This window comes from Pseudomonas sp. UYIF39, from assembly GCF_029963765.1.
In the GTDB taxonomy this organism is placed as follows: domain Bacteria; phylum Pseudomonadota; class Gammaproteobacteria; order Pseudomonadales; family Pseudomonadaceae; genus Aquipseudomonas.
Genome location: NZ_JALBYU010000015.1, coordinates 108,580 through 122,851, shown reverse-complemented (window position 1 = coordinate 122,851; position 14,272 = coordinate 108,580). Strand labels below are relative to the sequence as shown.

At 59.0% G+C, this 14,272-nt stretch carries 12 protein-coding genes; 4 read left to right on the top strand and 8 right to left on the bottom strand.

From position 1 onward, the window contains the following. Positions 1-14 precede the first annotated feature (14 nt). Genes MO767_RS20145 through MO767_RS20135 form a run of 3 tightly spaced genes read left to right on the top strand, consistent with a single transcriptional unit; the run spans position 15 to position 3,579 of the window. Positions 15-1,916: a sensor histidine kinase gene (locus MO767_RS20145; RefSeq protein WP_282481931.1), complete on the top strand. Its 1,902-nt coding sequence runs from the start codon at positions 15-17 to the stop codon at positions 1,914-1,916. Next, on the top strand, positions 1,913-3,241 hold the full coding sequence (locus tag MO767_RS20140; RefSeq protein WP_282481930.1) for a sigma-54 dependent transcriptional regulator: 1,329 nt from the start codon (positions 1,913-1,915) through the stop codon (positions 3,239-3,241). Before MO767_RS20145 ends, MO767_RS20140 begins: the two co-directional genes overlap by 4 nt. Positions 3,242-3,249: 8 nt before the next feature. Then, positions 3,250-3,579 carry a GlpM family protein gene (locus tag MO767_RS20135; RefSeq protein WP_282481953.1) on the top strand — a complete coding sequence of 110 codons (330 nt, stop codon included), beginning with the start codon at positions 3,250-3,252 and terminating at the stop codon, positions 3,577-3,579. Between the two features lie 166 nt (positions 3,580-3,745). Here the strand turns inward: MO767_RS20135 and MO767_RS20130 are convergent, their stop codons facing one another. The 4 genes from MO767_RS20130 to metE all read right to left on the bottom strand — a co-directional run bounded on the left by MO767_RS20130 (position 3,746) and on the right by metE (position 9,869). After that, the gene (locus MO767_RS20130) at positions 3,746-4,411 is read right to left on the bottom strand and encodes a DsbA family oxidoreductase (protein WP_282481929.1); all 666 of its coding nucleotides are present in this window, start codon (positions 4,409-4,411) and stop codon (positions 3,746-3,748) included. A 128-nt stretch (positions 4,412-4,539) separates the two neighbouring features. Continuing rightward, positions 4,540-5,559, bottom strand: a complete 1,020-nt coding sequence (locus MO767_RS20125; protein WP_282481928.1) for an alpha/beta hydrolase — start codon at positions 5,557-5,559, stop codon at positions 4,540-4,542. Positions 5,560-5,705: 146 nt separating this feature from the next. Next, positions 5,706-7,313 carry a hypothetical protein gene (locus MO767_RS20120; protein WP_282481927.1) on the bottom strand — a complete coding sequence of 536 codons (1,608 nt, stop codon included), beginning with the start codon at positions 7,311-7,313 and terminating at the stop codon, positions 5,706-5,708. 243 nt (positions 7,314-7,556) lie between these two features. Next, positions 7,557-9,869 (bottom strand): 5-methyltetrahydropteroyltriglutamate--homocysteine S-methyltransferase, encoded by a 2,313-nt coding sequence (gene metE, locus MO767_RS20115; protein ID WP_282481926.1) that lies wholly within the window; start codon positions 9,867-9,869, stop codon positions 7,557-7,559. A 107-nt stretch (positions 9,870-9,976) separates the two neighbouring features. On the opposite strand from metE, the gene metR reads away from it, so the two are divergent. Then, positions 9,977-10,894 carry a transcriptional regulator MetR gene (gene metR / locus MO767_RS20110; protein WP_008155262.1) on the top strand — a complete coding sequence of 306 codons (918 nt, stop codon included), beginning with the start codon at positions 9,977-9,979 and terminating at the stop codon, positions 10,892-10,894. A 150-nt stretch (positions 10,895-11,044) separates the two neighbouring features. Here the strand turns inward: metR and MO767_RS20105 are convergent, their stop codons facing one another. The 4 genes from MO767_RS20105 to MO767_RS20090 all read right to left on the bottom strand — a co-directional run bounded on the left by MO767_RS20105 (position 11,045) and on the right by MO767_RS20090 (position 14,097). Next, positions 11,045-11,542 carry a GNAT family N-acetyltransferase gene (locus tag MO767_RS20105; protein ID WP_282481925.1) on the bottom strand — a complete coding sequence of 166 codons (498 nt, stop codon included), beginning with the start codon at positions 11,540-11,542 and terminating at the stop codon, positions 11,045-11,047. A 2-nt stretch (positions 11,543-11,544) separates the two neighbouring features. Next, the gene (locus MO767_RS20100) at positions 11,545-12,183 is read right to left on the bottom strand and encodes a LysE family translocator (RefSeq protein WP_282481924.1); all 639 of its coding nucleotides are present in this window, start codon (positions 12,181-12,183) and stop codon (positions 11,545-11,547) included. 24 nt (positions 12,184-12,207) lie between these two features. Next, the gene (locus MO767_RS20095) at positions 12,208-12,642 is read right to left on the bottom strand and encodes an NUDIX domain-containing protein (RefSeq protein ID WP_282481923.1); all 435 of its coding nucleotides are present in this window, start codon (positions 12,640-12,642) and stop codon (positions 12,208-12,210) included. 90 nt (positions 12,643-12,732) lie between these two features. Beyond that, a complete protein-coding gene (locus MO767_RS20090; RefSeq protein ID WP_282481922.1) occupies positions 12,733-14,097 on the bottom strand; it encodes an HD domain-containing phosphohydrolase in 1,365 nt (454 codons plus the stop codon). Positions 14,098-14,272: the final 175 nt, after the last annotated feature.

Below are 14,272 nucleotides of genomic sequence, written 5' to 3'. Positions count from 1 at the left end.
CCAAGGCATCTGTGATGAAATGCGACCCCACTCTCTATCGCGCCGCGCCGCCATCACTCGCCGTGAAACCCCGTCTGATTCGCCATCTGTTCCTGCCGCCGCTGGTCATCGCCCTGATGATCGGATTGGGTTACCTCGGCTTTTGGGTCAGTGAACACTACGGAATTCGCAGCCTCAGCGAGAACGGCCAGCGTCAGCTGGAACTGCACGCCCGCGCTGTCGAGAGCGAGATCAGCAAGTACACCTACCTGCCCAGCCTGCTGGAACTCGAGTCCAGCGTTTCGAAGCTGTTGGCCGACCCGTCGCCGGAACACCGGCAGACGGTCAATGAATACCTCGAAGGCCTGAACCGGCGCAGCCGCAGTCGGGCTATCTACGTGATGGACACCACTGGCCGTGTCATGGCCACCAGTAACTGGCGCGATGTCGACAGTTACCTGGGCGAAGACCTGTCCTTCCGTGCCTATTTCCAGAATGCCGTGCGCGGTCAGCCGGGGCGTTTCTACGGCATCGGCAGCACCAACGGCGAACCCGGTTATTACCTGGCTCATGGCCTGGAAGAACACGGCAAGATCATTGGCGTCGCGGTGGTCAAGGTCCGCCTCGAAGCCATGGAAGAACGCTGGCAGCGCGCACGGCTGGAAGCTTTCGTCAGCGATGAAAACGGCATCATAATTCTTTCCAGCGATCCGGCACGGCGCCTGAAATCGGTTGTGCCGCTGAGCGACGAGACCAAGGAAAAACTGGCCCGCAGCCTTCAGTACTACTGGTTCCCACTGAACGAACTGCAACCGCTGGCCCGTGAACGACTGGCCGAAGGCGAGGAAAAACTCACCTTCCCCGCCAACAGCGAAGTGGACTCCGATGAGGAAGACATCAGCTACCTGTCGCAAACCCGGCCATTGAGCGATACCCCGTGGAATTTCACCCTGCTCACCCCGCTGCAGGATTTGCGTCGCGAAGCGATCAATCAGGGAATTCTGGTGGCGGTGGCATTTGCCCTGGTGGCGTTCCTGCTGATCGCCTGGAACGAGCGGCGCAAGGTCATTGCCACGCGCCTGGCCGCCCGGGAAGCCTTGCAGGAAGCCAACAATCAACTGGAGCGTCGGATTACCGAACGCACCACTGATCTGCGCGCCAGCAACGAACGGCTCAAGGGCCAGATCCGCGAACGGCGTCTGGCCGAAGAGACGCTACGCCGCGCCCAGGATGAACTGGTGCAGGCCGGTAAACTCGCGGCGATCGGCCAGATGTCCACCAGCATCGCCCACGAATTGAACCAGCCACTGGCGGCGCTGCGAACCTTGTCCGGCAACACCGTGCGTTTTCTGGAACGCGGTCAACTGGACGTTGCCAGCACCAACCTCAAGACCATCAACGAATTGATCGACCGCATGGGCCGGATCACCGCCAGCCTGCGTTCGTTCGCTCGTCGCGGCGACGACAAAGGTCAGGCCTGCCTCGGCAAAGCGGTGGATGCAGCCTTGCAGCTGCTCGGTGGTCGCGTGGAAAGCGCGCATCTGCAACTGCACCGAGACTTCGCCGATCTGCAGGTGCAGATCGACCAGACCCGTCTGGAGCAGATTCTGGTCAACCTGATCGGCAACGCCCTCGACGCCATGCAGGCACAGCCGCTGCCAGAACTGTGGCTCGAAGGCGAAGAGTTCGATGGCAAATATCGCCTTCGTGTACGCGACAACGGCCACGGCATCGACGCCGAAGCGCGCAAGCATTTGTTCGAACCGTTCTTCACCACCAAACCCGGCGAACAGGGCCTCGGCCTTGGCCTGACCCTTTCCGCCAGCCTGGCCGCCGCCAACGGCGGGCACTTGGGTGTCGAGCACCCGGCCAGCGGTGGTACCACCTTCGTCCTCAGTTTACCGTTGGTAAGCCCCACTCACGCCGAGCCGATATGAACAATGACCTTAGTGTGCTGATCGTCGAAGACGACCCCCATGTGCTGCTCGGCTGCCAACAGGCGCTCACCCTGGAAGACATTCCGTGCGTGGGCGTCGGCAGCGCCGAAGAAGCGCTGGAGCGGGTCGGCGATAACTTTGCCGGGATCGTCATCAGCGACATCCGCCTGCCGGGCATCGACGGTCTGGAATTGCTGACCCGTCTCAAGGCTCGCGATCGCAGCCTGCCGGTGGTGCTGATTACCGGTCACGGCGACATATCCATGGCTGTCGGTGCGATGCAGAAAGGCGCCTATGACTTCATGGAGAAACCTTTCTCCCCCGAACGTCTGGTCGATGTGGCGCGCCGTGCGCTGGAGCAACGCAGCCTGGCGCGGGAAGTCACTTCGTTGCGTCGGCAACTGGCGGAACGGGATTCTCTCGAAGGCCGGATCATCGGCCGCTCGCCCGCCATGCAGAACCTGCGGGATTTGATCGCCAACGTTGCCGATACGTCGGCCAACGTGCTGATCGAAGGCGAGACCGGCACCGGCAAGGAACTGGTCGCACGCTGCCTGCACGACTTCAGTCGGCGGCACACCAAACAGTTCGTCGCGCTGAACTGCGGTGGCCTGCCGGAAAATCTGTTCGAAAGCGAAATCTTCGGCCATGAAGCCAACGCCTTTACCGGCGCCGGCAAGCGGCGGATCGGCAAAATCGAACACGCCGACGGCGGCACGCTGTTCCTCGACGAAGTGGAAAGCATGCCGCTGCCGCTGCAAATAAAACTGCTGCGGGTGTTGCAGGAACGCACCCTGGAACGCCTCGGTTCGAACCAGAGCGTGGCAGTGGATTGCCGGGTGATCGCGGCGACCAAGTCTGATCTGGATGAGTCGAGCAAGGCTGGCGAGTTTCGCAGCGACCTGTATTACCGCTTGAACGTGGTGACCCTCGAATTGCCACCGCTGCGCGAACGACGCGAAGACATCCTGCAATTGTTCGAACATTTTCTGCAGCAGTCGTCCCTGCGATTCGACCGTGCCGTGCCGGACCTGGACAACCAGACCCTGTCGAACTTGATGAGCCACGACTGGCCGGGCAACGTGCGCGAACTGCGCAACGTCGCCGAGCGTTTTGCCCTCGGCCTGCCGGCCTTCAAGAAATCCAGTGCAAGCGGCAGCAATCAGGGCGTGGCCTTCGCCGAAGCGGTAGAAGCCTTCGAACGTAACTTGCTCAACGACGCCCTGCAGCGCAGCGGCGGCAACCTGACCCAGGCCAGTCTGGAACTGGGCATGGCCAAGACCACCCTGTTCGACAAAGTGAAGAAGTACGGGCTGAGCCACTGATGGACCTGATCCTCAAAGCAACCCTGGGCGCGGCCGTGGTAGTGATCCTCGCCGCACTGGCCAGGACCAAAAACTATTACATCGCAGGATTGGTGCCGCTGTTTCCGACCTTTGCGCTGATTGCTCATTACATCGTCGGCAAGGGGCGTTCGCTGGAGGATTTGAAGACCACCATCGTGTTTGGGATGTGGTCGATCATTCCTTACTTCATCTACCTGGCGACGTTGTATGTGATGGTGGACCGGATGCGGTTGGAGGCTTCGCTCGCTGTAGCGGCAGTGGCCTGGTTGATGGCGGCTACGGTGCTGGTCACTGTATGGGTTCGCCTTCACGGCTGAGATTTTTGATCCTGCCCGAAACCCGCCTGTAGCAGCTGCCGAGGCTGCGAGGCTGCGAAGCAGTCGCAAAACTTGCCACCGTGTTCTTTCAGGAAAACGGCATTGATCGGATTACGACTGCTACGCAGCCTCGCAGGCTCGGCAGCTGCTACAAGTTTTATGGGAATCAGCTCACTGTCCCGCCCTTCGCGTCACTCATGATCTGCCGAATCGCCCCGACAAACGTCTCCACTGGCTGCCCGCCAGTGACGGCGTACTGCCCGTTGAAAACAACGGTCGGCACCGAACTGACGCCTCGCGACAGCCACAACTGTTCTTCCTCACGAACTTCTTTGGCGAATTCATCCGACGCCAGAATTGCCTCGGCCCGCTGCCGGTCCAGTCCCACACTTTGCGCAATCTGCGCCAGTTGAGCAGGGTCGGACGGATTGCCGCCCTCGGTGAAATACAACTTGAACAGCGCATCTTTCAGATTGAACTGCAACCCCTCCAGTCCCGCCCAGAACAGCAAGCGGTGGGCGTCGAAGGTGTTGTAGATGCGACTGTTGCCGTCCGTGCGAAACGCAAACCCGACCTCGGCGCCACGCGCGCGGATCATCTCGCGATTCTTCTGGGATTGCTCGGGCGTCGAGCCGTACTTCTCGGTGATGTGTTCGGTGATGTTCTGCCCTTCAGGCCCCATCTTCGGGTTCAGTTCGAACGGCTGAAAACGGATCTCGGCCTGCACCTCGTCACCCAGCAAATCCAGGGCCCGGGTCAGGCCGTAGAGGCCGACGACGCACCAGGGGCAGGACACGTCGCTGACGAAATCGATTTTCAGGGGGGGACTCATCACACACCTCGCAGACTGGAACGCGCCGGAAAGTTCGAACGATACACCCGAAGGCTGAGCCCGTGTGGCAGCCGTTCCACTATCCCTGAGGGAGCGGGGCTGGCCTGCTCCCACATTGGATTTGGGTGTTATAGAAGATTGTGTTCAACCACCGGATCAATCTGCGCCCAATGCGAGGGGTCTTCACGGTGGGCCTGCAAATACGGCAACACCGCCGCCAGCAACGGCGCCTTGAACGCTTCCTGGAATCGATGCGCCAGCCCTGGGATCAGCTTCAACTGACTGCCGCGGATATGCGCCGCCAGGTGCACACCATGCATGACCGGCAGCAACGGATCAGCCGTGCCGTGAACCACCAGCGTCGGAACACGCAGTTGATTGAGCAGCGCCACACGACTGCGCTCGGCGAGGATCGCCATGATCTGGCGCTTCACGCCCTCAGGGTTGAACGCCCGGTCATAAGACAGCGCCGCCTGATGCAGCAATGCCTGCCGATCATCGCTCACCGTCGGGCTGCCTAGCGCCGCCAGCAAATCGGCTTGCTGCTCCAGCGCCACTTCGCGATTGGGCGCCCCACGACGCGACAACAGTTGCACCAACGCCGCACTCGGCGCCGGCAAGCCTTCGGCCCCGGAACTGGTCATGATCAGGGTCAGGCTCTCGACCCGTTGCGGCGCCATCGCCGCCATATGCTGGGCGATCATCCCGCCCATGCTCGCGCCCAACACGTGGAATTGCTCGACGTGCAACGCATTCATCAAGCCAAAGGCATCGTCAGCCATATCGGTCAGGGTGTAAGGCGCCGACACCGGCAAACCGAGCTTGTAGCGCAGCACTTCGAACGTCAGGTTGGCGTCGGCGGGTGCTTGCCGCCAGGTCGAGAGACCGACATCGCGATTGTCATAGCGAATGACCCGAAAACCCTGCTGACACAACGCGACCACCACCTCGTCCGGCCAGTGAATCAACTGCCCGCCAAGGCCCATTACCAGTAACAGTGCAGGGTCCGACGCACGGCCGATGCTCTGGTACGCCAGGCTCACCTGTGCCAGATCGACCCGTTCGGTCGGAACATTGATATCGCAACGAGACGCCGCCAAGGACGGCAGGCCGAACAACAGCGCGGCCAGGAAAAAGAAAACACGCATGAAAAACACCGAAACGCAGGACTCCAGTAGAGCGCGAGTCTGATGAAGTTTGTTCAAGCGCGCTGCCACAGTTACGTGACAGTTTGATGAAGAGTGCTGAACGGTCAGATCGCGTGCCCATGAGGCTAGATCTTGACCGCGAGGAACTAGGGAACCGCGAGCCTCAAAACGTGTGAAAACATCATTTGTTCACTGCCATTGGTGCGTCCTACCGAGTAATTGATCAAGACCTCGCGACCCCTGTTTTCATCAAACCACCCTTGTGGAATGAGGAAGACATTGCCTGCGTTGGAGTCCACATTTTGCCATGCAGTATCTCGGGTAATGCTTCCTGACCATCGCACCCGGACCTGATAGCCAACCGGACCGACCACTCTCACGGACACGCTATTGCCGGCAATGGTGGGGGCCGGCAAATTCAACGCTTGAGGGTCGATATGAAGTGTCAGCCTTTCCGATTCCAGGGATACGCCCCCGGGAGTTTCTCTCACGGCATAGCTGATTTCAACGGTACTCCCTATATTGTCCATCACCTCTAACCTTGGAACCTTCACAATTCTCTTACCGGGAGGCGCTCCAACTTCATCACTAGAACTGTTGTAACTGACCCTCCCGTTCCAACGAACTGTCAGCCTATGATCAGCCGCCATATCCGGGTAGTGAGGAATTTCAACATCCAGACCCTCATCCTTATAAATATCGCTAATCCTTATATGTTCACCCGCCGCATCATAGGCCTTCGGCACGGAAGGTTTTATCTTGTCGGGATCTGGGAGAGGGGGCAACACAGCCTGGTCACTTGTTAAATACTCGAACGTGGCTTTACCTGTATAAACATCGGGCAATGTAATATGAATAATCGGCACCACGACTCCACCGGTTCGATCAAAGTACTTTCTCTGGTCAATTTTTGCGTTCTCCACACCACCCTTGACATAAAAAAAAGCTTCGATCGGTATCTTTTTTGGATCTGATTCTGGCCACGCTTTAATTCTAAACTCGTTGTGTTCACCAAAAGCTGTTTGCGAAATAAGGGCTGCTCTTACACGAATGGCTTCATTGAAAGCCCTGACAGCCTCTGCATTCAAGTTCGAAGTCACCATAAACGAACAGGAATAAGCATTAGGTCTGCGTTTGCCGTCCGGGTTTTGGAAATGCTCGAGCCATTGCTCTGCGGTCACAATTCCCTGTTCCCGACAAGGTTTACTGACCTCCGGAAACGGATAGGTAACGATACTGTCCCGACACCCAAACTGGCCTGCCGCGTTCCTGTAAAACGTTGCCCCATCCAAGGGGAAATAACATTTTACTTCAAGTTTATATTTGTCAGTTGGCGTGGCAAGCACAGGGAAAAATATAAAGCCATTAGCCCCCCTCCAAGGTGTCGCGAAAAAGTTGCTATCATCCCTCAAATAAGAAAAGGACACTGCATCCGTAGTGCTAGAAAACTCACTATGATCCCACGGATCGTAGTTATTACTGGTTTTGGTCACTCTTAACATTACGCCAGTACAAAGAAATGCTGGCGAGGTCGTACTTCCGCAATTAGCACGTTTATCACTGTACCGGCGAGTCAAGTTTTCAGCCACCGCTTCACCCGCCCGATCTCCAGCACTTTCAACATGAACCGGCGTTAAATCAACAACCTGTCCAGAACACCCAACCAGCAACAAACAATTTATAACTACTGATAGCAATCCAGCGATCACCCTCGCCTCGACTTTTCCACGGACAAACCAGCGAAAACACTTCATTGTAATATCTCAACCTTTTCCGAATTAGTGTTATTAGACGCAATCCCCCCCACGACGCCTACTGTCATATCTGACAGTTCTTTTCGGAAAATTAGATCAATTCAATATAGCGTCGACCCTTTCTATAACCAATATAGGTATCCAACTCTATTGCTCAACTGAGTCGGCCAAATAAAAAAAACCGTCGACCATTACCGGTTCGGCGGGTTTTGCTTTTTTTTAGCGCCCTGATGAGCCGATGATTTATGCCAGCACGCTCCGCAACTGCCGCGCCGCCGCCACCATGTTGACCAGCGCTGCCTCGGTTTCCGGCCACGCCCGAGTCTTCAACCCACAATCCGGGTTCACCCACAAGCGCTCAGCCGGAATGCGCTTCACCGCTTTGCTCATCAACTTGACCATCTCGGCCGTGTCCGGAACTCGTGGCGAGTGGATGTCGTAGACGCCCGGACCGATGTCGTTCGGGTAATCGAACGCTTCGAAAGCCTCCAGCAATTCCATGTCCGAACGCGAGGTTTCGATGGTGATCACGTCGGCGTCCATGGCGGCGATGGATTCGATCACATCGTTGAATTCGCTGTAGCACATGTGGGTGTGGATCTGGGTTTCATCCCGCACGCCGGATGCTGTGAGACGGAACGCTTCCGTCGCCCAGTCGAGATACTCCAGCCATTGCGCCCGACGCAGCGGCAGGCCTTCACGGAAGGCGGCTTCGTCGATCTGCACGATCTTGATGCCGGCGCTTTCCAGGTCGACCACTTCGTCACGCAAAGCGAGCGCCAACTGCTGCGCCTGAATTTTGCGCGAGACGTCTTCACGCGGGAATGACCACATCAGCATGGTCACGGGACCGGTGAGCATGCCTTTCATGACCTTGTCGGTCAGGCTCTGGGCATAGGTGATCCAGTCGACGGTCATGGCGTTCGGGCGGCTCAGGTCGCCGTAGATGATCGCCGGTTTCACACAGCGCGAACCGTAGCTCTGCACCCAACCGAACCGGGTGAACAGGTAGCCGTCCAGTTGCTCGGCGAAGTACTCGACCATGTCGTTGCGTTCGGCTTCACCGTGTACCAGCACGTCCAGACCCAAGCGTTCCTGAACTTGCACGGCATGGCGGATTTCGCTGTGCATGGCGTCGGTGTAATCGTTGGCCGACAGCTTGCCTTGCTTGAAGGCCTGGCGTGCCAGACGGATCGAACCGGTCTGCGGGAACGAGCCGATGGTGGTGGTCGGGAATGCCGGCAGTTTCAGCCGCGCACGTTGTTGCTCGATGCGTTTGGCGAACGGCGAGTGACGTTGGCTGTCCGTTGCGCCGATGGCAGCGATACGCGCCTGAACTTCGGCTTTGTGAATACGCGGCGACTCGGCACGGCTGGCTTGAATGGCACGGCTTTCGGCCAGGGCGGCTTGCACCTTGGATGATTGCGGGTCGTTCAAGGCATCACGCAGCACGGCGATTTCGCCACACTTCTGCACGGCAAACGCCAGCCAGCTTTTCAGTTCCGGGTCGAGTTTGTCTTCGCGATCCAGATCCACCGGGCTGTGCAGCAGTGAGCAGGAACTGCTGACCCACAGGTTGTCGCCAAAGCGTTCCTGGGCCGGTAGTAGTTGCGCCAGCACTTGCTCCAGTTCGCAGCGCCAGACGTTGCGACCGTTGACCAGCCCCACCGAGAGAATCTTGTAGGTCGGCAGACGGTCCAGCACTTGGCCGAGTTGATCCGGCGCACGCACGGCATCGATGTGCAGGCCTTGCACCGGTAGGCTGACCGCCAGGCCGAGGTTGTCTTCAAGACCACTGAAGTAGGTCGCCACCAGTTTTTTCAGCGGCGAGTATTGAAGGATGTGATAGGCGCGTTCGAAGGCGTTTTTCCAGGCCTGTGGCAGGTCGAGGGTCAGGATCGGTTCGTCGATTTGCACCCACTCCACGCCTTGGGCGGCGAGGCGACCGAGGATTTCGCCGTAGATCGGCAGCAGGCGTTCCAGCAGGTCGAGCTTGTCGAAGTCGTTGCCCTTGGCTTTGCCCAGCCACAGGTAAGTCAGTGGACCGATGATCACCGGTTTGACGTTGTGGCCGAGGGCCTTCGCCTCGTCGACTTCGTCGAACAACTGTTCCCAGCTCAGCTTGAACTGCTGGTCAGCGGTGAATTCCGGGACCAGGTAGTGGTAGTTGGTGTCGAACCACTTGGTCAGTTCCTGGGCGTATTGCGCTTTGCTGTGTTCGCCGCCGCAGCAGGCAGCGGTGGCGCCACGGGCCATGGCGAACAGGGTGTCGAGGGTCGGCAGGCCGCGCGAATCCTTGGCGCTGTCAAAACGGTCGGGAATCACACCGAAGGTCAGGGAATGGGTCAGGACCTGGTCGTACCAGGCGAAGTCGCCCACGGGCAGCAGGTCGATACCGGCGTCTTTCTGCAATTGCCAATGGGTGGCGCGCAATTGGCGGCCGACGCTTTTCAGCGCGTCCTGATCCAGATCGCCCTTCCAGTAGGATTCGAGGGCTTTTTTCAGTTCGCGGTCCGCGCCAATGCGTGGAAAACCAAGTGTATGGGCCAGAGCCATGGTGAATTTCTCCCTGTAAAAGATGGCCCTATTGTCGACACCCAAGCCAACATGAGACAAACTCAACCTTTTCGTGTTGATCACAAGTTTTCCTCATGGAGCCCCCGGTGCTTGAAATCCGTCATCTGAAGACCCTGCACGCCTTGCGCGAAGCCGATAGCCTGGTGGATGCGGCCGACCGCCTGCACCTGACGCAGTCGGCCCTGTCCCACCAGTTCAAGGAACTGGAGGAGCGCATGGGCATGCCGTTGTTCGTGCGCAAGACCAAACCGGTGCGCTTCACCAGCGCCGGTTTGCGTCTGCTGCAACTGGCCGATGCCACCCTGCCGTTGCTGCGCGGCGCCGAGCGCGATATCGCGCGGCTGGCCGGTGGCACGGCCGGGCGTTTGCACATGGCGATCGAGTGCCACAGTTGCTTCCAGTGGCTGATGCCGACCATCGACCAGTTCCGCGATGCCTGGCCGGAAGTCGAACTGGACCTGGCCTCCGGGTTCTCCTTCGCCCCGCTGCCGGCGCTGGCCCGTGGCGATCTGGATCTGGTGGTGACCTCTGATCCGCTGGAACTGGCCGGGATCACTTACGTGCCGTTGTTCACCTACGAAGCGATGCTCGCGGTGGCCAATCAGCACCGTTTGGCGAGCAAGGCCTACATCGTCCCGGAGGATTTGCTTACCGAAACGCTGATCACCTACCCGGTGGAGCGTGATCGGCTGGACATCTTTACCCGTTTCCTGGAACCGGCCGACATCGAACCGGCGCAGGTCCGCACCTCGGAACTGACGGTGATGATGATGCAATTAGTGGCCAGCGGTCGCGGTGTGTGCGGCATGCCCCATTGGGCGCTGCATGAATACAGCTCACGGGGTTATGTGAAGGCCAAGCGGCTGGGCGAGAAAGGTTTGTTTGCGACGCTGTACGCCGGGATTCGCGCCGACATGCTGGATGCGCCGTACATGCGCGACTTTTTGCTGACGGCCAAGGACACGTCGTTCTCGACACTCGACGGCGTCAGCGCCGTTCGATGAAAACCTGTGGGAGCTAGCTTGCTCGCGATGGCGGTCTGTCTGCTACATCAATGCTGACTGTGCCGCCGCTATCGCGAGCAAGCTCGCTCCCACAGGGATTTTCTGTGACCACATCTTTGGTGATCACCCTGGGTAGGGATGTCGGTGGCTTCAGATTTCCCGCCACATGTGGATTTTGTCGAAGTAGTCCTCGCCCACCCGTACCGCCAAAGGTTCGAGACCGAACTGGATGAAGCCGCAACGCTGGTACAGGTTGAACGCGGCGTCATTGCCGGCGGTGACGGTCAGCTGGACCAGCCTCAAACCTTTATGGTCCTGCGCTTCAGCCAGGGCGGCCTGCACCAGGTGATAACCGACCCCGCGTTGCCGGACTTTGCCGGACACGTACATGCCAAACAATGTCGCCTTGTGCCGGGCCTTTTCCCGAGGCTCGAAGGCCAGGCCGACGATGCCCGCCAACTCACCGCCTTCGAACGCACCGAACACCACGTCCAGCTTGCTGGTCAGACGCGACTCCCACCAACTCAACGGCATCACGGCGCGTTCGCGCACGCTGGAGGTAAACGCCTGGGGATGCAGGTCATAGGCTTCGAGCATCAGCGCTCGATAATCCAGGGCATGACTGGCATCAAGCCGTTCAATCCACATGGTCAAGCCATCCGTCGTTGTTCAATCATCAGTCGCACCGCCAGCGCCGACAGTACGAACCCCATGAAATAGCGCTGCACCGCCAGCCAGGTCGGGTTGTTGACGAACCAGGAGGCGATGCCCGCGGCGAACAGCGCGATCAGCAGATTGACGCTGAAACTGACGCTGATTTGGGTCAGACCCAGCGTGATGCTTTGGGTGAACACGGAGCCATGCTCAGGCGTGATGAACTGCGGAAACACCGACAAGTAAAACACCGCAATCTTCGGGTTCAGCGCGCTGGTGAGAAAACCCATGGTGATCAGTTTGCGTGACGAGTCCGGCGGCAACTGCTGCGCTTCGAACGGTGAACGCGCACCCGGTTTGACCGCCTGCCAGGCCAGCCACATCAGGTACAGCGCGCCGGCCCACTTCAGCACTTCGTAGGCCATCGGCACCGCCAGAAACACCGCAGTCAAACCGGCAGCCGCCGCGAAAAGGTGCACGAAAAACCCCGCGACCACACCGAGCAACGAGGTCACACCGGCCTTGCGCCCCTGGCAGATCGAACGGGAGATCAGGTAAATCATGTTCGGCCCCGGCGTCAGCACCATCAGCAATGCGGCAGCGGCGAAAATCAGCAAGTCTTGAAGCGGGATCATGGGCAGTCCTTCGTCCGGGAACAATCAGGCAGTTTCGGTGTGCGAGGCTCGATAAAACGGCAGGATCAGGTCCCGTGTCAATGGCGCCAGTGTGATATTGCCGTCAGTGGCCGGGTCGATCCAGCGCACCTCTTCAATCTCAGCCGCAGGCGATACGTCGGAATCGATGGCCAGTTGAAAGAGTTCGGCCTGGACGGTAAAACCCGGCTCATTGGCGGCCGGTGCCGAGAATTGCCCCAGATAAGTGGCGTGTGCCGGATCGATGACCAGGCCCAATTCTTCTTCCAGTTCACGGGCCAACGCGTGGACCGGTTGCTCATGGGCTTCGATCTTGCCCCCCGGTTGCATGAACGCTTCGGTGCCGCGCTTGCGGACCAACAGCGTGCGACCGTCCGGGCCGATCAACAGGGCGGCGGCGATGCGGATGAGACGGGGCGAAGCAGCGGATGGAAGCGTCATGGATCAGAGTCGTCCTTGGAAAAAGGCGCAAGGATCACATGGCCGCTGCCGCGTCGTCACCCCCGAAAAAATCACATCCTGCACCCGCGACTATGTAGTGGCTTGTTCCAGCAGCGCGGTCTCCTCTTCCTCCGGCACCTTCACGAAAATGCTGTATTTCGCACCTTCCATGGCTTCGAAGGCGATCAACTTCTCCACCAGCGGCCCATTCAACACCTTGCCGGCATTGAGCAGCAGCATGCCGTTGTCGGCATTGAGGTTGCGCGCCAGGATCATGCCCGCCGTCACTTCCCGTGTGGTCAGCACCTTCACTGACGGGTCGGCCAACGAGACATCGCTCAGGTACGCGGCACACACCTGTATGAAATCCTCCACCAACTCGGGATCGTAGAGTCGCCCGGCATAGCTGCGGATGTAGACCAGCGCTTCATCGCTGTTCATCTGCCGCTCAAGGATCAGCCCGCGCTGCAACTCGATGAAATCCACCGCGAGTTTCAGCAGCCGCGAACCGAACGGAATCGCCTCGCCCTTGAGCCGGTCGGGGAAACCACTGCCGTCCCAGCGCTCCTGATGGTGAAGAATCAGACGGGCGGCGTCCTTCATCGGATCGAGTGTCATCAACAGCGATTCGCTCTGCTTGGGATAACCGCGATAGCGCTCCCGATCGTTGTGGTGCAGAAGGTCCGCGGGCGCGGTTATCATGCTGTCGGTCCAGCTCAGTTTGCCGATGTTGTAGAGCGCTGCGGCCATGGTCAGGTCGCGACTGGTGCCCTCGTCCAGGCCATGAAGTTTGCAGTACACCCGCACCAGTTCGATGATCTGGCGGTTGGTCTGTTTGGCCGGCGGCAGGCGCAGGTTAGCTAGCAGCGAGAACACCTCGGTGCCGGTGACATAGCTGTGCTTGAGCTCTTCGTAGGCCAGGTCGAGCATGTCGGCGGTCTGCTGGAGTTCGGCGGTGCGGGCGGCGACGTGTTTTTCCAGGGTGATGTTGAGCGACTTCAACTGGTCGTTCTGCAGCCGGGTCAACTGTTCCAGGCGCTGGCGTTCGCGCTCGGAATGTTGATGAGCCAGGGCCTGGCGCAAGGTCAGGAGCATTTCCTCGTCATTCCAGGGTTTGCTGATGTAGCGGTGAATCTTCCCTTCGTTGATCGCTTTGATGATCGTCGGCATGTCGGCGTAGCCGGTGAGCAGAATCCGGGTGGTCGTCGGGTAAAGCTGATGGATGCGGGCCAGCAGCGTGGCGCCGTCCATATTGGGCATGCGTGCGTCGGTCATCACCAGGTCGATGGACTGTTGCGCCATGACCTCCAGCGCCTGGGCACCGCTGGTGGCCAGCAGCACCTCGTAGGGTTGGCCGCGTAACAGGCGACGCAGGCTGTTGAGGATTGACTCCTCGTCATCGACCAGCAGCACCTTGGGTTTATCGTTCAAAGTCGTGGGGAGTTGCTCTTCCATGGCGTCACCTCAAGTGAAACGGGCACATCGTTGCGGCAGGCCCCGAGGCAAACATCCCCTATTGCCGGAGCCTGACCTACAGGCTAGATGATTTTCAGCCCGCCAACGGAAATGATTCAGCTCATTGAGTTGCGCGAAGTGCGGGACAGACGACTATGCTCAGCTGACTCGGATC

Bases quoted from the DNA above. Each gene is read 5' to 3' on its own strand.
- MO767_RS20145 (WP_282481931.1), top strand. From the start codon at position 15: ATGAAATGCGACCCCACTCTCTATCGCGCCGCGCCGCCATCACTCGCC.
- MO767_RS20140 (WP_282481930.1), top strand. From the start codon at position 1,913: ATGAACAATGACCTTAGTGTGCTGATCGTCGAAGACGACCCCCATGTG.
- MO767_RS20130 (WP_282481929.1), bottom strand. From the start codon at position 4,411: ATGAGTCCCCCCCTGAAAATCGATTTCGTCAGCGACGTGTCCTGCCCC.
- MO767_RS20125 (WP_282481928.1), bottom strand. From the start codon at position 5,559: ATGCGTGTTTTCTTTTTCCTGGCCGCGCTGTTGTTCGGCCTGCCGTCC.
- MO767_RS20120 (WP_282481927.1), bottom strand. From the start codon at position 7,313: ATGAAGTGTTTTCGCTGGTTTGTCCGTGGAAAAGTCGAGGCGAGGGTG.
- metE (WP_282481926.1), bottom strand. From the start codon at position 9,869: ATGGCTCTGGCCCATACACTTGGTTTTCCACGCATTGGCGCGGACCGC.
- MO767_RS20105 (WP_282481925.1), bottom strand. From the start codon at position 11,542: ATGTGGATTGAACGGCTTGATGCCAGTCATGCCCTGGATTATCGAGCG.
- MO767_RS20100 (WP_282481924.1), bottom strand. From the start codon at position 12,183: ATGATCCCGCTTCAAGACTTGCTGATTTTCGCCGCTGCCGCATTGCTG.
- MO767_RS20095 (WP_282481923.1), bottom strand. From the start codon at position 12,642: ATGACGCTTCCATCCGCTGCTTCGCCCCGTCTCATCCGCATCGCCGCC.
- MO767_RS20090 (WP_282481922.1), bottom strand. From the start codon at position 14,097: ATGGAAGAGCAACTCCCCACGACTTTGAACGATAAACCCAAGGTGCTG.